This is a genomic window from Pacificoceanicola niger (genome assembly GCF_048553275.1).
In the GTDB taxonomy this organism is placed as follows: Bacteria; Pseudomonadota; Alphaproteobacteria; order Rhodobacterales; family Rhodobacteraceae; genus Pacificoceanicola.
On sequence record NZ_JBLZMW010000010.1, the window covers coordinates 118,113 to 136,447 of the forward strand.

At 62.5% G+C, this 18,335-nt stretch carries 17 protein-coding genes; 4 read left to right on the forward strand and 13 right to left on the reverse strand.

The annotated features are described in order from the left end of the window. Position 1 precedes the first annotated feature (1 nt). The 6 genes from ACN2XU_RS13980 to ACN2XU_RS14005 form a co-directional block, all read right to left on the reverse strand. Positions 2-538 (reverse strand): ester cyclase, encoded by a 537-nt coding sequence (locus ACN2XU_RS13980; RefSeq protein ID WP_419411070.1) that lies wholly within the window; start codon positions 536-538, stop codon positions 2-4. Then, entirely contained in the window at positions 535-1,254 is a 720-nt protein-coding gene (locus ACN2XU_RS13985) for an HNH endonuclease (protein ID WP_419411071.1), read from the reverse strand. Before ACN2XU_RS13985 ends, ACN2XU_RS13980 begins: the two co-directional genes overlap by 4 nt. Then, the gene (locus ACN2XU_RS13990) at positions 1,251-2,405 is read right to left on the reverse strand and encodes a carbohydrate ABC transporter permease (RefSeq protein WP_419411072.1); all 1,155 of its coding nucleotides are present in this window, start codon (positions 2,403-2,405) and stop codon (positions 1,251-1,253) included. The genes ACN2XU_RS13985 and ACN2XU_RS13990 overlap by 4 nt, the downstream gene beginning before the upstream one ends. After that, positions 2,405-3,427, reverse strand: a complete 1,023-nt coding sequence (locus ACN2XU_RS13995; protein ID WP_419411073.1) for a carbohydrate ABC transporter permease — start codon at positions 3,425-3,427, stop codon at positions 2,405-2,407. Before ACN2XU_RS13995 ends, ACN2XU_RS13990 begins: the two co-directional genes overlap by 1 nt. Before the next feature lie 125 nt (positions 3,428-3,552). Continuing rightward, on the reverse strand, positions 3,553-4,761 hold the full coding sequence (locus tag ACN2XU_RS14000) for an ABC transporter substrate-binding protein (RefSeq protein WP_419411074.1): 1,209 nt from the start codon (positions 4,759-4,761) through the stop codon (positions 3,553-3,555). Positions 4,762-4,821: 60 nt separating this feature from the next. Further along, complete coding sequence (locus ACN2XU_RS14005) at positions 4,822-5,868, reverse strand: ABC transporter ATP-binding protein (RefSeq protein ID WP_419411075.1); 1,047 nt, start codon at positions 5,866-5,868, stop codon at positions 4,822-4,824. 117 nt (positions 5,869-5,985) lie between these two features. On the opposite strand from ACN2XU_RS14005, the gene ACN2XU_RS14010 reads away from it, so the two are divergent. Then, positions 5,986-6,987 carry an ester cyclase gene (locus ACN2XU_RS14010; RefSeq protein ID WP_419411076.1) on the forward strand — a complete coding sequence of 334 codons (1,002 nt, stop codon included), beginning with the start codon at positions 5,986-5,988 and terminating at the stop codon, positions 6,985-6,987. Between the two features lie 71 nt (positions 6,988-7,058). Here the strand turns inward: ACN2XU_RS14010 and ACN2XU_RS14015 are convergent, their stop codons facing one another. Then, positions 7,059-8,114: an MBL fold metallo-hydrolase gene (locus ACN2XU_RS14015; RefSeq protein ID WP_419411077.1), complete on the reverse strand. Its 1,056-nt coding sequence runs from the start codon at positions 8,112-8,114 to the stop codon at positions 7,059-7,061. A 433-nt stretch (positions 8,115-8,547) separates the two neighbouring features. On the opposite strand from ACN2XU_RS14015, the gene repA reads away from it, so the two are divergent. The 3 genes from repA (at position 8,548) to repC (ending at position 12,056) form a co-directional block, all read left to right on the forward strand. Then, complete coding sequence (gene repA, locus ACN2XU_RS14020) at positions 8,548-9,732, forward strand: plasmid partitioning protein RepA (protein WP_419411078.1); 1,185 nt, start codon at positions 8,548-8,550, stop codon at positions 9,730-9,732. Then, positions 9,732-10,697, forward strand: coding sequence for a plasmid partitioning protein RepB (gene repB / locus ACN2XU_RS14025; protein ID WP_419411079.1), 966 nt, complete (start codon positions 9,732-9,734; stop codon positions 10,695-10,697). Before repA ends, repB begins: the two co-directional genes overlap by 1 nt. A 261-nt stretch (positions 10,698-10,958) precedes the next feature. Next, positions 10,959-12,056 carry a plasmid replication protein RepC gene (gene repC, locus ACN2XU_RS14030; RefSeq protein ID WP_419411130.1) on the forward strand — a complete coding sequence of 366 codons (1,098 nt, stop codon included), beginning with the start codon at positions 10,959-10,961 and terminating at the stop codon, positions 12,054-12,056. A gap of 114 nt (positions 12,057-12,170) precedes the next feature. Here repC and ACN2XU_RS14035 read toward each other — a convergent pair whose 3' ends face one another. From ACN2XU_RS14035 to ACN2XU_RS14060, 6 genes are read right to left on the reverse strand one after another with little or no spacing between them, the layout of a single operon-like run. After that, positions 12,171-12,554, reverse strand: a complete 384-nt coding sequence (locus tag ACN2XU_RS14035) for a Na+/H+ antiporter subunit G (RefSeq protein ID WP_419411080.1) — start codon at positions 12,552-12,554, stop codon at positions 12,171-12,173. 10 nt (positions 12,555-12,564) lie between these two features. Then, positions 12,565-12,834 (reverse strand): K+/H+ antiporter subunit F, encoded by a 270-nt coding sequence (locus ACN2XU_RS14040; RefSeq protein ID WP_419411081.1) that lies wholly within the window; start codon positions 12,832-12,834, stop codon positions 12,565-12,567. Beyond that, entirely contained in the window at positions 12,831-13,322 is a 492-nt protein-coding gene (locus tag ACN2XU_RS14045; RefSeq protein ID WP_419411082.1) for a Na+/H+ antiporter subunit E, read from the reverse strand. The genes ACN2XU_RS14040 and ACN2XU_RS14045 overlap by 4 nt, the downstream gene beginning before the upstream one ends. 3 nt (positions 13,323-13,325) lie before the next feature. Then, a complete protein-coding gene (locus ACN2XU_RS14050) occupies positions 13,326-14,960 on the reverse strand; it encodes a monovalent cation/H+ antiporter subunit D (RefSeq protein ID WP_419411131.1) in 1,635 nt (544 codons plus the stop codon). Further along, entirely contained in the window at positions 14,960-15,367 is a 408-nt protein-coding gene (locus ACN2XU_RS14055) for a Na+/H+ antiporter subunit C (RefSeq protein ID WP_419411083.1), read from the reverse strand. Before ACN2XU_RS14055 ends, ACN2XU_RS14050 begins: the two co-directional genes overlap by 1 nt. A gap of 1 nt (position 15,368) precedes the next feature. Then, positions 15,369-18,245 (reverse strand): monovalent cation/H+ antiporter subunit A, encoded by a 2,877-nt coding sequence (locus ACN2XU_RS14060; protein WP_419411084.1) that lies wholly within the window; start codon positions 18,243-18,245, stop codon positions 15,369-15,371. Positions 18,246-18,335: the final 90 nt, after the last annotated feature.

Below are 18,335 nucleotides of genomic sequence, written 5' to 3' on the forward strand. Positions count from 1 at the left end.
TCTATCTCTCCTCCTCGGGGCGGGGCGGCACGCGGTCGCCCCGGTCATAGGCTTCCCAGCCCTCGCCGCCGAACACGTCGACGCCAAGCTGGGCCAGAACATGCGGAAAATCGACCATCACCCAGTTGTCGGTGATCTTGCCGTCTTCGACCTTCCAGAAATCCATGTAACGGATCGTGACCCGCTTGCCGGTGGGCGCGACCCCCATGAAGGGGCCGGAATGCGTGGCCTCCTGCCGGCCAAAGGCCGCGGCCCATTCGCCCATGAACAGCCGTGCCTCGTCGACGCAGACCTTGTCGGAAAACGCCGCCTGAAAGGGGCGTTGCCAGTTGTCCTGAAATTCCTTCAGGCCGGTCTTGGTGCCGCAGCCCTGATTGCCCATCCAGCGAAAGCTCTCGGCAAAGAACTGGCCGATATCTTCGATGCGGTGATCGTTCAGCCCGTCCACCATGCCCTCGATCACGCGGCGGGTGTCGTCGGTCTTGGTCATGTCCGTGTCGCGGGACAGAACGGCTTGCTCTGGTCGTGATCCCTTCATCCCTTCACACTCCTGTTCCAATGCTCTCTCACGGCCTGCATGTCGATTTCCTTTGGGAGCGACACAGTCTTTCCGCTCAGATGTGCGTAGTCCGGCTGAATGATATCTGAGACGAGAATTCGGCGAGTGCACGGATCGATAGACAATAAGAACAGGTCGAAAAGTCGGTGAAGATCCCGACGCAGGAGTATACCGTTGGCCTTCAGATCAGAGCCACCCTCGGAAACCGGTCTTATGTGACAGGCTTCAAGTGCTTCGGGCACGCGGTTGCCGGAGAAAACGCATGTGGCCAAACAACTTTCCATAAGGCGCGCCCGAAATACTGCTTGTTCAGGTCTGCCCAAGACCTTTCGAAACTCTGCCTCTCTCTCCTTGGTCAAGAATTCCGGGCGCCCCTTGCCCCTAGGGACGGGGTTGTGGAGAACCTCAAATCCTAAGAATTTCAAAGCATCCGCGTAGACCGGCGAGTGGTAGTTAGATGTTTCGCCTGACGCCCTCAACAAAGACATTCGAGCCAACGCTTTCATTGGCAAGAGTGATAGTTTGTTGACAAGAAAATAGGATCGCGACCGCGTGACGGCCGGGCCTCCGACTTGGTCCATCTCCCTGTTTGCACGGGCTAGGTATTCGTCTTCTCCAAGCCTTGTAAGCTCGTCGATTTCGTAACGCACGCCGTCGCTTGAGATCAGTGCCTTGACATGATCGAGCCTGTTCATCCCTTCACCGCCCCTGCCGTCAGCCCGCTGACGATCTGCCTCTGGAAGACCATCACCAGCAGGAACAGCGGCGCGGTGATGGATACGGCGGCGGCGACGGCGACGACTTGATCGGTGGTCGTCGTCTCGCGGTTGAACATGCCCGCGATGGCCGGGACCATCGTCTGGTTCGACGCGTCCAGCAGCAGCGAGGTCACGAGGAAATCGTTATAGGCCAACAGGAAGCTGAACAGCCCCGTGGTGATCACCCCCGGCCACATGACCGGCATGATGACACGGCGGAAGGCCTGAAAATGCGAACAGCCGTCCACCCGCGCGGCTTCGTCCAGCTCTGACGGGATGTTCTGGAAGAACGAGCGCAGCATCCAGATGGTGAAGGGCTGGTTGATCGCAACCAAGACCGCGATCACCGCCCACGGCTTGCCGTAAAGCGTCGGCGCACTCTCCCCCATGATGGGTGCAAGCCATTCGTTGGACGAGATGAACACAGGCAGGTAGCCGGCCACCAGCACCGAATGCGGCAGCGCGCGGAAGATCAGCGCGATGATCAAAATCCAGAACGCCAGCGCCGAGCCGGACCGCGCCAGCCCGTAGCCCGCCAGCGTGCCGACGGATAGCGAGATGGTCACAACCCCCACTGTCACGATCAGCGAGTTCTGGAAATTCTGCGCAAAGCCCCGATCCACCCAGACGGTCCGATAGTGTTCCGTCGTGGCGCCGATGATGTCGCGCCCCAAGGGGCCGAGGACCGGGTTCAAGGCGTCGCTGACCATGGGCAGCGCTCCAAAGAACGCCACGACAAAACCCAGGCCCAGCACCAGCGCCCCAATCACCCAGCCCAAGGGCACCCAGCCGCGCGGGCTGAGGTCTTCGACCCATCCGGGCAAGCGGCGCGTGGCGATGCGGGCGGTGACCCAGGTGATCGCGATGGCCAGTGCGATATCCAGTACCGACCACCCCTGCCCCGTGGACCGCGTTTCCGGGCCAAAGATGACGTTCAGCGGATTGCTGTCGAAGGCGTCGATCGGTGCCTTGAAGCTCATGACCGTGATCCACAGGATCGGAAAAGCGGCGATCAGGCACCACAGGGCGAGGAACCCGCCCGAGGCGATGCGCAGGCTCAGCGGTTGGCGAAAGGCTTTGGCGGACATCAGCGTACCCCCTTGTGATCGCGCCACGTGCGGCGCAGCAGCGGCACCAGCAGGATGGCGATGCCGATCATGGTCAGCATGGCCGAGGCAGACGCGCGGGAAATCGACCGTGTCCCTGCCTCGTTCGGTGTCAGGAAATCATAGGTCAGCCATTGCAGCGAAATGACGTGGCCTTGGGAGCGGAAGCCGACGATTTCCTCGAACACCCGGTAGGTGTCCATCAGGTGGATCATCGCGACGAAGACGATCAGCGGCATCAGGTGCGGAACGATGATATAGCGCAGCCGGTCCAAGCGCGACGCCCCATCCAGCAGGGCGCTTTCGATGCTGTCACGGTTCACCGTCTGAAGACCCGCGTAGAAGATGATACCGGCAAAGGGTGCCACGTGCCAGACCCGGTAGAACATCATGATCAGCTCGATCGTCCAGGCCTGCGCGAACATGGCGATGTCGCGGCCCGTCCACCATTCCAGCCCGGCCGTCAGGATGCCGTCGCCCCGGAACAGCCAGTTGATCGACAGCGCGCCGATGACGGGCGTGATGATGAAGGGCAGCAAGGAAATGAAGATCACCGGACCGCGAATGCCCTTGGCAGCGTTCTCGATCACCAGCGCGATCAGCAGGCCGGTGCCGACCACCAAGGGCAGCGTCACCAGCGTGAACATCAAGGTGAATCGCAACGCCTTCCAGAAGTCGATGACGTTCAGCGCTTGCCATGACCCGGCCTTGATGGCGGCCCATGCGCGGTCGGGTTCGATGACATTTCGATAGCTTTCGAACCCCACCCAGCGGGTGGTCGTCATGATCTGCCCGGCCTCGTCCAGAACCGGCTGGGTCTTGACCTCTGTCACGCAGGTTTGTTCCAGAAAGCCGGGGGTGCAGGTTTCCACCTCGACTTGTTCGTAGACCGGCAGGGTGACCTTGAAGCTTTGCAGGAACACGCTGACCAGCGGCGCGGCGATGAACAGCAGCATCATCAGAACCGAAGGCGCGACGAAGGCGGCGAAGGTCTTGAACTTCATGCGACGTTCCTTTGATGAGGGCGTTCTGTGAAATCGGCACCGACGAGGATGGGATCGGTGATCGGCGTGCTGCGGCTGCCATCGGGGGAAGCCGGGGGCGGCGACGCGCCGCCCCCGACCTTGGATCAATCGACCAGACCGGATTCCCTGGCGGCGGTCAGGTAGGCGGCCTCGATATCGGCCAGTGTGGTCGCGGCGTCCTTGGCACCGGTCAGGTAGTCGGCGATGCCGTCACCCAGCGCGGTGTGCATGATGCCCATGGCACCGGAGGCCGGATAGGGCTTTGCCCCCGCCATCGCGGTGGCGGCGGCACCGGCGGCCAGACCACCGGGCACGTAACCCTCGATCAGCCAGACGGCGACGTCGTTGTTGGCCTGCACCATTTCGGTGTCGATGCCCTCCATCACGACCTTGAAGGCGGCTTCGGCCTCTTCATCCGAGATATTCGACGCAATCACGATGCCATCCCACCAGATCGAACTTGCCGGGGCTTCGGAGCCCATCGGCGCGGCGGCCATCTTGACCTTGCCCACGACCTGGCTTTCTGCGGCGTCATCCATGGCTCCGGCGCGCGAGGCCCAGAGGTTTGCCATGGCGATCTTGCCTTGCTGGAACTGCTGCTGAACGTAGGTCGAATCCGACACGAGATATTCGGGATCCATGTATTCGGTCAGCGCCTTCATGGTTTCCAGCGTCGCGAGGCCCTTTTCATTGTTGATGTTGGGCATGTTGCCGTCGGCAAAGAAGGTGCCGCCTTCGCCAAGGAAGGTGTTCACGAATTCCTCGCCCAGGTTCCAGCCGGTCATGAAGGTGCCGCCGATCGGATAATCGACCACGCCGGCCTCGTTGATCTTGGCGGCGGCGTCCAGCATCTCGGCATAGGTGGTGGGCACCGCGATGCCAAGGTCGTTCAGGATGTCCTCGCGGTACATCAGGTGTTGGTTGTTCACCATCATCGCCACGGCCATCACCTTGCCGTCGATCTTGATCAGCTGGTTGGGCTTCAGCTGTGCCCCATGCGCCGCAACCAGATCATCCAGCGGGCGGATGGTGCCTGCATCCAGCAGCGGGATCAGGGTCGAGTTCGCCACGCCGCCGATATGATAGAGCGACGGGTTCGCGGCAAAGGCTTCGGGCTGTTTCAGGCGGAAATCCTGATCCAGGTTGGCCTCGACATTGCCGCATTCGGCCATCGCATCGGTCACGGCTTTCCACGCCTCGAACCCGGCGGTGAGCGATTTCACCGGCACGGTGTTCTCGAAGGCACAGCCCGCCCAGGCGCCGGTAGCGGCGAGTGAGACGGCGCTGGCCATCAGGATCTTCTTCACGAACATGGTTCTGGTACTCCCGGTTGGTTGGGGCTGCCCTGCAGTCGCAGCCCGTGGATTGCGGGGTCATTCCCCGATACGCGCCCCTGTCGTTGCATCGAACAGTTGGCAGTGTTCCGTCGGAATGCGGATCGAAACGGTCTCGCCGATCTGCGCACGAAAGCTTTTGTCCGCCTTGACGCTGACCAGCGTGCCGCGGATGCGGATGGTGACCATCGTGGCATCGCCCAGTAGTTCCAGCGTATAGATCGGCGCGGTAATCTGACCGCTGTCCGCGACCTGCGCGTCCTCGGCGCGAAACCCCAGCGTCACGGCCCCATCGGGTGCAGAAAGATCGGGGATGTTGGTGTTTTCGGCGGTGAACACACCGCCGGAAATATGGCCTTCGATCAAGTTCATGGCGGGGCTGCCGATGAAACTGGCAACAAAGGTGTTGGCAGGCCTGTCATAGATTTCGGTCGGGCTGCCAACCTGCTGAACGATGCCCTTTTCCATCACAACCACACGGTCGGCGAGCGTCATCGCTTCGATCTGGTCGTGGGTGACGTAGATCGTGGTGACCGACAGTTCGTGGGACAGGTTCTTGATTTGCGCCCGGGTGCTGACCCTCAGTTTCGCATCGAGGTTCGACAGCGGTTCATCCATCAGGAAGACATTCGGTTCGCGCACGATGGCGCGGGCCAGGGCGACGCGCTGCCGCTGCCCGCCCGACAGTTCCGCCGGTTTGCGGTGCAGAAACTCGTCGAGTTCAACCATCGCGCTGGCGCGGCGCACCTTTTCGTCATGGGTGTCGGGGTCGATGCCGCGCACCTTCAGCGGAAAGCGGATGTTCTCGTAGACGTTCATGTTCGGGTAGAGCGCGTAACTTTGGAACACCATCGCCACGTCGCGGTCCTTGGGTTCCAGATCGTTCACGATCCTGCCGCCGATGGTGATCTCGCCATCGGTCGGATCTTCAAGGCCCGCGATCATCCGCATCGTCGTTGTCTTGCCGCAGCCCGACGGCCCCAGCAGCACAAGGAATTCACGGTCGGCAATCGTCAGGTCGAACTTGTCGACACCGACGAAAGACCCCCAACGCTTGGACACGTTGCGCAACTGGATTTCGGCCATCGCGTCTGGCTCCCTGTGTTGACCCAGCACATTTTGCATGCGCTTGCAAAACTGTAGACAGAGCTGCATCATTTCGGCAAGGATTTTTTGCAAGCGCATGCAAGATTGGAAAAAACGATGAGTTATCAAGCAGAAAAGCAGCTGGTGCGGGATTTCTACGCGGCCCTCGACGCCGCCCCGCCCGACCGAATCAACGACACGCTCACCCGCGTCATGGCCGCTGACGCGCTGTGGCGCGGGTTTCATCCCTTCGGCGAACTGATCGGACCCGACGCGATGGCCGACACCTTCTGGACGCCGTTGCGGCAGTCCTTGACGCGGATGCAACGGCGGCAGGACATCTTCTTTGCGGGGCGCAACGAAATGGATGGTTTTGCCAGCACATGGGTCGTGTCGATGGGCCACCTGATGGGTCTGTTCGATTTGCCTTGGCTGGGCATCGCGCCCACGGGCAAGATGGTCTTTCTGCGCTATTGCGAATTCAACCGGGTTGCCGATGGCAAGATCGTGGAAACAGCGATGTATTTCGACATTCCGCATTTGATGATGCAGGCGGGGCTGAACCCTTTCCCGCCGCAGACCGCCGCGCATCTGGTTCAGCCCGGCCCCTTGACGCATGACGGCCTGCTGTTCGACGACGCGCCCGAGGCCGAGGGACAGGCAACCCTGGCCGCCATCAACGCCATGATCGGCGACCTCGGCACATGGCAGTTGGGTTTGCCGCTGGAAGAAGAACTGGCCCGCACGTGGCATGACGACATGATCTGGTGGGGGCCCGCCGGGATCGGCGCCACCTACACGATCGAGCGTTACGCCAAACAGCATTCCGCCCCCTTCCGCGCCGCGTTCAAGGACCGGTCGAAAACCACCCATATCGCGCGGCTGGCCGAAGGAGCCTATGGCGGTTTCTTCGGCTGGCCGAATTTCACCGCCCTGCATACGGGGGGCTTCATGGGCATGCCTGCGTCGGATAAACGCGGCGAGATGCGGGTGATCGACATTTACCGCCGCGACGGCGACAAGCTGGCCGAGAACTGGATCTTCATCGACCTGCTGCACTTCTGGAAGGGGCTGGGTGTCGACATTCTTGACCGGATGGCGCGCGTGCCTCGGACCTGAATTGGAACGGCGGTGAGACAGTCGGCCACGGTAGCGGCGCTATGGGCCTTTTGTGCCCGGCCCCATGCCCGTCAGGCCGGAATAGCCCAGGCCTCTCCCGGCTCCAGCGCCCGAAACCGCTCCGGCGCGACCCCATGCGTCCCAAGCGCGGCCTGCAACGCCCGCAGGGGGGCCTCGCGCGCCTCATTCGTCAGCTGGATCGTGCCCCAATGGTGGCCGACCGCGTGCCGCGCTCCGGAGATCTTGAAGCCCTGCACCGCCTCATCCGGGTTCTGATGCTGATCGCGCATGAACCAACGCGGCTCATAGGCGCCGATCGGAAGCAGCGCCGCCCGCACCGGCCCGAACCGCTCCGACAGACCCGCATAGGGCCGCCCACGGTCAAATCCCGTATCCCCGATGAAATGCACCGCCCCCGCAGGCCCCGTCAGCATGAACGCCGCCCAGAGCGCCATGGACCGATCGCCCATCCCGCGCGCGGACCAATGATGGCTCGGCAGGCAGTGCACACCCAGATGCGCCGCCTCCGCGCTCTGCCCCCAATCCATCACCGTCACGCGCAATCCGGTCCCCGCGAGCAGCGCATCATTGCCAAGCGGCGTGATCACCAGCGGATCATGCCCAGCCTTCAGCCGCCGCAACGTCTCCAGATCCAGATGGTCGTAGTGATTGTGCGAGAGCAGAACCACATCGATCTTCGGCAAGGCCTCGAACCTGACCCCCGGCGCACTCACCCGCTTTGGCCCGGCAAAGGACACGGGCGAAACCCGCCGCGACCACACCGGATCGGTCAGCACATTCAGCCCGGCGACCTGGATCAGCATCGTGGCATGGCCGATCATCGTCACCGTCAGATCGTCCACCCGCGCCGCCGGTGTCACCGTCTCCACCGGGACCGTTTCGGGCCAGGCGGCACGAGCCTCCCCGAACTGCCAGCGCATCAGATCCGCAAAGCCGCGCGGCGCGCTGCCATCGGGATTGAAGAACCGCACCCCGTCGAAGTGATCGCTCTCAGGGCCGTCATAATACCGATTGCCGCGCACCGCGCTGCTGGTAGAGGCCAGGCCCCCGGCGGCCCCGATCCCCAGCAGGGCAGCGGCAGAGCGAAATAACGTACGGCGTTTCATGGGATCATCCTTCGAGGGGAAGCGTGCGAAAATCACCTGTGACAAATAGGGGGCCCTGCCCCGCGCGCCACCCCGCCCTCCTGCCGGCGCTGCAAATTGTGCGACACCACATGTCGTGGCCCGGCAGTCGCGCCGGCCCGCGCGAATCTGCCCGCTCCTCCCGCCCGTCGCCTGCTTGCCCGCCCGGAACAGGCTCTATTCAGGCGGAACAGAGCCTGTTATACACCGACGGGCAACCACCGGCTGAAGCCCTGACATTACAAGCACTTAACGCACCCGGTCTGTAAAGGCCCCGTTAACCTACCAGATCTGGTATTGCCGCCAAAACCACGCCCTGTCAGGATTTTCTTGCCAAACGCCCATCATCCGGCTTAAAGAAACGATAAACAAAGCGCTGTCGTTAAACAGCGTTACCGAGCGAGGCGATGACACGATGACCGGATCCACTCCGATCCATATCAATACCCGTATCCGGGAGAACGCGGAAAATCTGGCCTCTGCGCTTGAATCGCACATGCTGAGCAGCTTTGCGCCCGACGCGCGCAAGCAACTGCGCCTGTTTTCCGCCGGGGAGGCCGCCGATCTTCTGGGCATCTCTGCCAGTTTCCTGCGCAAGCTGCATTTCGACGGACGCATTGCCGATGTCCACACCTCCACGGGCGGCCGCCGTCATTACTCCGCCGCAGATCTGAACGCCATTCGGGCCGTGTTAGAGACGAATGCAAAGGCCAGCGGCACCTATCTCAAAGGTCGTCGCCCCGGCGACAAGGTTCAGGTTCTCTCCTTCCTCAACTTCAAGGGTGGCTCGGGCAAGACCACCAGTTCGATCCACGCCGCGCAGCGCTTCGCGCTCAAGGGGTATCGTGTGCTCTGTGTCGACATCGACCCGCAGGCGTCGCTGACAACCTTGTTCGGATATCAACCGGAAGTTGATTTTTTGCACTCAGGCTCAATCTACGATGCCATTCGCTACGAAGACCCCCTGCCCTTCTCGGAGATCATCCAGAAGACCTATTTCACCGGACTGGATCTCGCCCCCGGCGGGCTGATCTTGCAGGAATTCGAGCACGAGACCCCGACCGCGCTGCGCAACAACGTGCAGCCTGCGTTTTTCGCCCGCATGGCCGCGGCGCTGCAGGAGGTGGAAAATGACTATGATATCATCATCTTCGATTGCCCGCCGCAGCTTGGCTATCTGACCATGTCGGCGCTCTGCGCCTCTACGGGCGTGCTGATCACCGTTGTGCCCAATATGCTCGACGTGGCCTCAATGAGCCAATTCCTGCAAATGTCCGCCGACCTGCTCGACGTAGTCTCGAATGCCGGGGCGCGCATGGATTTCGATTTTCTGCGGTTCCTGATCAACCGCTACGAGCCCTCCGACGGGCCCCAGCAGCAGGTCGTCGCCTTCCTCCGGCAGCTTTTCGGAAGCGAGGTCATGGTCGCGCCCATGCTCAAATCCACCGCAATTTCCGACGCGGGCCTGACGCAGCAGACCATCTACGAGGTCGAGCGCAGCGCCTTCCACCGATCCACTTATGACCGCGCCATCGAGTCGCTGAACGCTGTGAACGACGAGATCGAGGCGCTGGTCCAACACGCTTGGGGACGCGACTGATGGCACGAAAGGGTATCCTGAATATAGGCTCTAACACGCCTCAAGACCGCAAAAAGCCTGACGCCCCGGCCCAGCCGCGCGGCGCCGTTGGCGCATTGCAAAGCTCGCTCACCCGGCTTCAGGAAAACGCGGTTCAGGATCTCGACCCGCATCTGATCGACGCCGCCGGGATGCAGGACCGCCTCGGTGTCGACGAGACGGCTGACAAGAATTTGCTCGACAGCCTGCAAACCTACGGCCAGCAGGTCCCGGTCCTTGTCCGTCCGCACACCTCGAAACCCGGCCGTTACGAGATTGTTTATGGCCGCCGCCGCGTGCTCGCTGCGCGCGACCTCGGCATGACCGTCAAGGCGATGGTCCGGCATCTCGACGATCAGGCGCTGGTTCTGGCACAGGGTCAGGAGAACACCGCCCGGCAGGACCTGTCCTTCATCGAAAAGGCCAGCTTCGCAGCCCAGCTCGACGCCTCCGGCTATGACCGCGCCACCATCGCCGCGGCCCTGTCGATCGACATGCCCATGGTCAGCCGCATGCTCAAGGTCGGCCGCGCCTTCGATATCGCCTTTCTGCAGAAAATCGGCTCTGCCCCCGGCATCGGACGCGACCGCTGGATGATGCTCGCGGATCTGATGGAGCAGGAGGCCGTGCGCACGTATCTCGACGAAATGATGGTCGTGCTGCCCTACGTCGACGGCTCGGACGCGCGGTTTGAAAAGGTCCTGGCCTGGGCCAAGGGCGAACGTCCGCACGTGCATCAGGCCAAGCCGGACAAGCCCGGCCCCCGCCTGCTGCGCAGCGCCGATGGCGCGCCTCTGGCCGAGGTAAGGCGGGTGGCGAAGGGTCTGACCCTGACCATCCCGGCCAAGACGTCTGACGGGTTCGATTCGTGGCTCGAAGACCACGCAGAGACCCTGATCCAAGACCTTCATGACCGCTGGCAAACGCAGCGGCACGAAGACAACTGAGGCGAAACGAGCAGCAAAAGGAGGCACGACACACCCGGAAACAGACAAAGAAAAAGCCCCCCAGGACAAATCCCGGAAGGCTCTCTCAACGTTTAGCACCTTTGAGATACCCGCCCTCTACCAACACTGTCAACTCTGCTGATTCGCAGAGCGGGGATTTTTTGTCTTTTTTTGCCTGAACGGCCTGCACACCCCCTGCCCCGGCGCTCAAACGCGAGTCCGGGACCGGGAAACTGCGGCCTGAGGGCTGTCGTGAAATTCATGATGAAACAGGTGTCCAACCTTGGGATTGGGCAGCCCGTGACGGCTTGCCTGCAGGATGGCAATCAGAGTGGCGGAACGGCTGACAAATGGGAGTTGCTCCGGGTTCTGGCCCGGGCGGCGGAGGGCATGGGTCTCAACCACCGCACTCTGTCCGTGCTGCGCGCCCTGCTCAGCTTCTTCCCCGATCGCGCCCTGCCCGACCGGCCCGGCGCGGCGGTCGTGTTCCCCTCGAACGCGAGCCTGTCGGAGCGGCTGAACGGGATGCCCGAAAGCACATTGCGCCGCCATCTGGCAAAGCTGGTGCAGGCCGGAATTGTCAGCCGTCAGGACAGCCCCAACCGCAAGCGCTATGCCCGGAAATTCGGCCTGTGCTATGGCTTCGACCTCTCGCCACTGGCACGGGGCGCCTGCGCACTTCAGAGCGCGGCTGAGGCGGCGGAAACCGCGCGTCAGCGGTGCCTGGCACTGCGGGACCGGCTGGCCCTGATCCGGGTACGACTGATCGAGGAAAGCGGCTTGAATGAAAGCGATGCGCGGCTGGAACGCGCGCGGTTGATGCTGCGCCGCAAGGCCGATGAAAGCCTGCTGACAAAGATGATCGAAACGCTGGAGCCGCTGTTGAAAACCGCTGTACCCAACGTGCCGGAAACCGAAGAAATGAGCGGCAGCGACAGGCAAAATGAGCGGCACATACAGGATACAAATAAGATAACTTCTGTAAGTAAGGCCGAGGCGGAGAATTGCGCCCGGACGGCTGACACCGTGAGCCTGAATGAGGTGATGCGCCATTGCCGCGAATACGGCAGCTTTTTTCCTGACGCCCCGCGAACATGGCATGGGGTGGTGCAGGTCGGTGAACGGCTGCATGGAATGTTGGGGATCGAGCGCGGGGTGTATGACAGCGCCATGCGCAGGCTTGGGGTGCAGGCGGCCGCGACGACCTTGCTTTGTATGCTGGAGAAAATCGGGTCGATCCGCAGCCCCGGAGCGTATCTCAGGGGGATCGTGGCCAAGGCCGAGCGCGGTGAGTTTCACCTTCGGGCCATGGTTCTGGGATGTGGTCGGGAGAAATTGTCAGCTGACAATTTTGCCTGATGAGCGGCGGACAGGGCCGGGCGGATCAGGAATTGTCAGCTGACAATTCTGCGCGGCGAAGACCCGATAAATGGATCGTGCGGTGCAGAAGCGAAAAATTGTCAGCTGACAATTTCAGGCGTTGGGAGCCTTTTCGGCCTCTTCGATGGAGGGCGGATCCTGATAGATCGACCAGCCGACGGGGCGGCCGCTGTCCGGCAGATCGCTCTCTTCACGGTGCATCCGCAGGTAGGTCTGGGCCATGAAATGCGCGGTGATCGGCGCGGTGATGAACAGGAACAGCGAAATCAGAAGCTCGTGGAAGGACACGTGACCGTCGACAAAGCCGAAATAGATCATCGAGCCGATCAGAACGCCGCCGAGACCAAGCGTCGTGGCCTTGGTCGGAGCATGAAGACGCTGCATCGCGTCCTGCAGTTTGACGAGGCCGAAAGAGCCGACCAAACCGAAAATCCCGCCGAAGACGACAAAGACGGAGATGATGATATCTGCAATCATGGGCTTCTCCTTATTCGATGATATCGCCGCGCAGCAGGAAGCGGCAAAACGCGACGGTAGAGACGAAACCAACCATGGCGACCAGCATGGCGGCCTCGAAATAAACGGCGGTGCCGTTTTTCATGCCGTAGAGCACGAGGATGCCGATCATGTTGATGACCATCGTGTCGAGCGACAGGATGCGGTCCGCGCGGGTGGGGCCACGCAGCAGCCGCCAAAGGCAGAACAGCAGTCCAATCCCGAAACAGCTCAAGGCAAAGGTGAGGGCGTATCCGATCATGCGAAGATCTCCTTCAGGCGGGCCTCATAGCGGGTCTTGATCTCATGGATGACGGCTTCCGGATCGTCGGTGTGCAGGCAGTGTACCAGAAGGCTGCCGCCATCGGCGGAGAGCAGGGCGGTCACGGTGCCGGGCGTCATGGTGATGGTCCCCGCCAGAACGGTGATCGCCTCCGGCGTGGTCAGCTCCAGCGGCACGACGATCCAATGCGAGCGGATGTTCCTGTGCCGTTTGAACAGGATGATCAGGGCGACCTGAACATTGGCGACAACGATGTCCCACATCACGATGAGGATATAGCCGACGCTCTTGAACGGGTGTTTGATCTCCGGGCGGCCGGGCCAGTAGGCGGCGGTCATGATGGGCAGGGCAAAGCCGATGATCACGCCAAGGATCAGATTTCCAAGGGTGACTTTGTTGACCAGCATGGTCCAGACGATGACCAGCAGCAGGCTGAGCAGGGGATGGGGGAAGATGCGTTTGAACATGGCTTAATGGCCCTCCCCGGAACTGTGCGTGGTGTCGCCGTGATCGGTCTTGTCAGCCGGCATGTCGGTCTTTTCGGCCTCAAGGGCGGCATCCCCGAACACCTTGGTTTCCGCATCGGGATCAAGCACGGCGTCGATATAGCCCGCAGGGTCAAACAGCTCGGTCGCGCCGCCTTCTGCATAGCGCATGGCAGGCCCGGCAAAGATCGTCAGCGCGGCCAGCGCGAGGATTGCCAGACCGGCGGGCGCCCATTCGAGAAAGGGCGCCTGAGGCGGCGGGGGCAGGGCGTCGACAGGTTCGGTGCCTTCTTCCGGGGTCACGGATTCGGACTTCCAGAACAGGACAGACCCGGCGCGGGCAAAGCCCAGGATGGTCACGAGGCTGCCGAGCAGGATGGCGATCCAGGCCGGTGTCATCCACTCGCCGCGCAGCGAGTCGAGGATCAGCAGCTTGCCCAGAAAGCCGGAGAGCGGCGGCATCCCGGCCATGGCGATCGCGCCGCCAAAGAACAGCGCGGCAAAGAGGCCGTTTTGCAGGGTCTTGGGCTGCGGGCTGAGGATGTCGTTGCCGCGCCGGGTGATCACCAGATCAGCGATCATGAAGAGCGCGGCGGCGGCGAAGGTCGAATGGATGATGTAATAGAGCGCGGCGCTCATGGCGTAGGGTTCAAAGACCGAAATGGCGAGCATGAGCGTGCCCATGGAGCCAATCACCGAATAGGCCAGCACCGACATGAGCCGCCGCCCGCCAAGCACGCCGATGGCCCCGATGGCGATGGTGATCAGCGCGGCGGGAAAGAGCACGGTGGTGATCAGACCCTCGGTGGCCGGCGTGCTCGGCCCGAAGATCACGGTGTGAATCCGGATGATGGCATAGGCGCCGACCTTGGTCATGATCGCAAAGAGCGCGGCGACCGGGGCAGGGGCGTTGGCATAGGTGGCGGGCAGCCAGAAGTGCACCGGGAAGATCGCCGCCTTGATGGCGAAGACGATCAGCAGAAGCACCGCCGCGACGCGCAGCAGGGCGGCGTCGTCGGGGCTCATTTGCTGAACCTTCAACGCCAGATCCGCGATGTTGAGCGTGCCGGTGGTGGCATAGAGCGTGCCGAGCGCGATCAGGAAGAGGGTGGACCCGGCGAGGTTCATCACAACGTACTGCAGCCCGGCCTGAAGGCGGACGCGACCACCGGAATGCACCATGAGGCCGTAAGAGGCGATCAGCAGCACCTCGAAGAAGACGAAGAGGTTGAAGGCGTCGCCGGTGAGGAAGGCGCCACAGATACCCATGAGCTGAAATTGCCAGAGGGCATGGAAATGTCGCCCGCGCCGATCCCAATTGCTCGCGATGGCATGCATCAGGACAATCAGCGCAAGCACGGCGGTGAGCAGCACCATGGTGGCGCTGAGACGGTCGAGCACGAGGACGATGCCGAAGGGCGCGGGCCAGTCGCCGAGGCGGTAGACATGCACCGTGCCGTCCCCGGCCATGGCCACGAGGCCCGCCGCGATGGCGACGAGCAGGATGTTTCCGGCAACCGAAAACGCCCGGGCCACGGTGATGTCGTGCCGCATGACAAAGCCGATCAGCGGCGCGATGATGGCGGGCAGGATGACGGGGGCGATGATCCAGTGGGTGATCATGAACGGTCCTCCTGCGGCTCTGCGTTCATGTCGAGTGCGATGCCTTCGACGATGGGTTTGTCCACGTCCGGTTCCACCTGATCCATGTCGATCTTGTCATTGCCCGCTTCGAGATAGGCCCCGAGGGTGAACATCACCAGCACGGCGGTCATGCCGAAGCTGATGACGATGGCGGTGAGCACGAGCGCCTGGGGCAGGGGGTCGGTATAGACGATGTCCGTGGCGTAGGGATCGAGAATGGGCGCGGCGTTGGTTTTCAGCCGCCCGGTGGAGAACAGGAAGACGTTCACCGCATAGGACAGCAGCGAGATCCCGAGAATGACGGCAAAGACGCGCAGGCGGAGGATCAGGTAGACCCCGCAGGCGGTGAGGATGCCGACGGCGGACGCGACGAGCAGTTCCATCTCAGGTCTCCTTGTCCGAACGGAAGCCATCTTCGAAGAAGTGGGTGGCCCGGGAAGGATCGTAGTCCATCGGTTCTGTGTTCACGGTTTCTCCGGAATGGCGGGCGAGGCGGGAGAGCGAATAGAGCATGAGCATCACCGCCCCAAGCACGCAGAGGAAGACGCCGAGGTCGAAGAGCGCGGCCGTGGCCACCTCGAATTCCTCGATCGGGGGAAGGTTCACATAGGCAAACCACGAAGTCAGGAACGGCGCCCCGGCGAGGATGGCCCCGAGGCCGGTGAGCCCCGCGATGACCACGCCAAAGCCAATTAATCCATGATATTCAATGCGTTGGCGTCTTGTCGTCCATGCGAAACCACTCGCCATGTACTGAATCAGCAGGGCGATGGAGATCACCAGACCCGCGACGAAACCGCCGCCGGGTTCGTTGTGACCGCGCAGGAAGATGAAGATGCCGACAACCCCCGCGATAGGCAGCATGAGGCGCGCCGCGATGACCATCATCAGCGGGTGGCGGTCGTGGCTGCGGTCGTTGTTGTAGCCGGAATTGCGCAGGCGCGCCCCGGCGGGACCGCTCAGAAGCGCCTCCATCAAGGCATAGATGGCCAGACCGGCGATGCCGAGGACGATGATTTCGCCGTAGGTGTCATAGCCCCGGAAGTCCACGAGGATCACGTTGACGACGTTTGTGCCGCCGCCGCCCTTGTAGGAATTGGCGAGGTGATAGCCGGAAATCGAGTCGAAATCGCGGGTCATGAAGGCAAAGGCCAGCGCGCCGATGCCGATGCCGCAGGCGGCGGCGATCAGCCCGTCGAGGCGGCGTTTGCCGATGCTGGATTCAACCGGCGTTTCCTTTGGCAGGAAGTGCAGGGCGAGCAGCAGAAGCATGATCGTCACGGTCTCGACGCTGATCTGGGTCAGGGCGAGATCCGGGGCGGAGAGATAGACAAAGCCGACGGAGATCACGAGGCCGATCACCGAAATCGCGATCAGCGCGGCAAAGCGCATGCGGTGCATAACGACCACCAGAACGGTGGCCAGCACCAGCAGCGCCCAGCCGATCAGCGTCAGCGGCGGGGTCGGGAGCATCTCGCGCGTGGCCGGGGCAAGACCGCCGCCACGGTAGGCGAGGTACCCAATCGCCACGGTTGCGGCCGAGAAAATCGCCAGATAGCGGCTCAGCGCGCCATTGTGCAGCCCGTCGTTGATGCGGCGGGTCAGGCGGACGACGGCCCGGATCAGATCGTCGAAGAGGCGTTTGGCTTCGGGGCGCGGTGCGGCGATCCACGCGGCGTCCAGCGGGCGGTGCAGGAGCAGCAGGACGATGCCGCCGACGATGGCCGCCATGGACATGAAGAGCGCCGGTTTGAAGCCGTGCCAGAGGTAGAGATGCGCTTCCACGGGCTCGCCGACGACGGCGGAGGTGGCCATGCTGACGACGCCTTCGGCCAGCCCCGGAAAGATGCCGAGCAGCACGACGAAGATCGCCAGCAGGGCAGGGGAGGCGTACATGCCGAAGGGCGGATCGTGCGGCTTGGCCGGGTAGTCGTCGCGCACCGGACCCTCGAAGGTGTGGAAGATGAACCGCAGCGAGTAGGCGACGGAGAAAACCGCGCCGAGCGTGGCCAGCGCGGACACGATCCAGGGATTTTCCCACCACGTGGTTTCGGCGGCTTCCGCCAGCATCATTTCCTTTGAAACGAAGCCGTTGAAGAGGGGAATGCCAGCCATGGACAGCGCCGTGATCGTGCCGATGGTGGCGGTGATCGGCATGAGTTTGCGCAGCCCGCCGAGGCGTTTGATGTCGCGGGTGTGGGCCTCGTGATCGACAATCCCCGCAGTCATGAAGAGCGCGGCCTTGAAGGTCAGGTGATTGAGGATGTGGAAGACGGCGGCGATGGCGGCGGCCTTGGTCCCGAAGCCCAGAAGCATGGTCAGAAGGCCAAGGTGCGAGACGGTGGAGAAGGCGAGGAGCGCCTTGAGATCGTCCTTGAACAGGGCAATGACCGCGCCGAGCACCATGGTGATCAGACCGGTTGTGGCGACGATGTAGAACCATTCCGGCGTCCCCGCGAGGGCGGGCCACATGCGCGCCATGAGGAAGACCCCGGCCTTCACCATCGTGGCGGAGTGCAGGTAGGCGGAGACCGGCGTGGGTGCGGCCATGGCGTGCGGCAGCCAGAAGTGGAAGGGGAACTGCGCCGATTTGGTGAAGGCCCCGAGCAGGATCAGGATCAGCGCGGGGAGATACCAGTCGTGGGATTTGATGAGATCGCCCGCGGCGAGGATGTCCGTGAGGTTGTAGGAGCCGACGATATTGCCGAGGATCAGCATCCCGCCGATCATCGCAAGACCCCCGGCGCCGGTGACGGTGAGCGCCATGCGCGCGCCCTGCCGGCCCTCGGGGAGGTGCTTCCAATAGCCGATCAAAAGGAAGGAGCTGAGCGAGGTCAGCTCCCAGAAGATGAGCAAAAGCAGGATGTTATCGGACAGCGTGATCCCCAGCATCGCGCCCTGAAAGAGCAGCAGATAGGTGTAGAACTGCCCCATCGGGTCCTTGCCCGAGAGGTAGAAGCGGGCATAAAGCGTGATCAGCAGGCCAACCCCGAGGATCATGCAGGCGAACATCAGGCCAAGGCCGTCGAGGAAGAACGAGGCCTCCAGACCCAGTTGCGGAATCCACGAGAATTGCGTGGTGTAGACCGTGCCGCTGTAGACCGAGGGCGCCAGCGTGCCGAGCATCACCAAAGCAAGCAGCGTTGGGGCGGCGGTGAAGGCGGCACAGGCGTTGCGCCCGGCCCGGATCATGATGCCGGGCATCAATGCGCCGATGAAGGGCAGGATGGCGATGATGGGCAGAAGGCTGATTTCGCTCATTCAAGGCTCCGCAAATAGGCAGTTTAACCGTTTTTGTCGGAGAAGAAGGCCCCCAACGCAACCGCAATCCTGACGCATTTAGGAGAGATT

What these genes read in the sequence shown, in the direction of transcription:
- ACN2XU_RS14000 (WP_419411074.1), bottom strand. Translation starts at nt 4,761, where the DNA reads ATGTTCGTGAAGAAGATCCTGATGGCCAGCGCCGTCTCACTCGCCGCT.
- repC (WP_419411130.1), top strand. Translation starts at nt 10,959, where the DNA reads ATGATGAAACAGGTGTCCAACCTTGGGATTGGGCAGCCCGTGACGGCT.
- ACN2XU_RS14060 (WP_419411084.1), bottom strand. Translation starts at nt 18,245, where the DNA reads ATGAGCGAAATCAGCCTTCTGCCCATCATCGCCATCCTGCCCTTCATC.
- ACN2XU_RS13990 (WP_419411072.1), bottom strand. Translation starts at nt 2,405, where the DNA reads ATGTCCGCCAAAGCCTTTCGCCAACCGCTGAGCCTGCGCATCGCCTCG.
- ACN2XU_RS14015 (WP_419411077.1), bottom strand. Translation starts at nt 8,114, where the DNA reads ATGAAACGCCGTACGTTATTTCGCTCTGCCGCTGCCCTGCTGGGGATC.
- ACN2XU_RS14010 (WP_419411076.1), top strand. Translation starts at nt 5,986, where the DNA reads ATGAGTTATCAAGCAGAAAAGCAGCTGGTGCGGGATTTCTACGCGGCC.
- ACN2XU_RS14035 (WP_419411080.1), bottom strand. Translation starts at nt 12,554, where the DNA reads ATGATTGCAGATATCATCATCTCCGTCTTTGTCGTCTTCGGCGGGATT.
- ACN2XU_RS13980 (WP_419411070.1), bottom strand. Translation starts at nt 538, where the DNA reads ATGAAGGGATCACGACCAGAGCAAGCCGTTCTGTCCCGCGACACGGAC.
- repA (WP_419411078.1), top strand. Translation starts at nt 8,548, where the DNA reads ATGACCGGATCCACTCCGATCCATATCAATACCCGTATCCGGGAGAAC.
- ACN2XU_RS14005 (WP_419411075.1), bottom strand. Translation starts at nt 5,868, where the DNA reads ATGGCCGAAATCCAGTTGCGCAACGTGTCCAAGCGTTGGGGGTCTTTC.
- ACN2XU_RS13985 (WP_419411071.1), bottom strand. Translation starts at nt 1,254, where the DNA reads ATGAACAGGCTCGATCATGTCAAGGCACTGATCTCAAGCGACGGCGTG.
- ACN2XU_RS13995 (WP_419411073.1), bottom strand. Translation starts at nt 3,427, where the DNA reads ATGAAGTTCAAGACCTTCGCCGCCTTCGTCGCGCCTTCGGTTCTGATG.
- ACN2XU_RS14055 (WP_419411083.1), bottom strand. Translation starts at nt 15,367, where the DNA reads ATGGAACTGCTCGTCGCGTCCGCCGTCGGCATCCTCACCGCCTGCGGG.
- ACN2XU_RS14045 (WP_419411082.1), bottom strand. Translation starts at nt 13,322, where the DNA reads ATGTTCAAACGCATCTTCCCCCATCCCCTGCTCAGCCTGCTGCTGGTC.
- repB (WP_419411079.1), top strand. Translation starts at nt 9,732, where the DNA reads ATGGCACGAAAGGGTATCCTGAATATAGGCTCTAACACGCCTCAAGAC.
- ACN2XU_RS14040 (WP_419411081.1), bottom strand. Translation starts at nt 12,834, where the DNA reads ATGATCGGATACGCCCTCACCTTTGCCTTGAGCTGTTTCGGGATTGGA.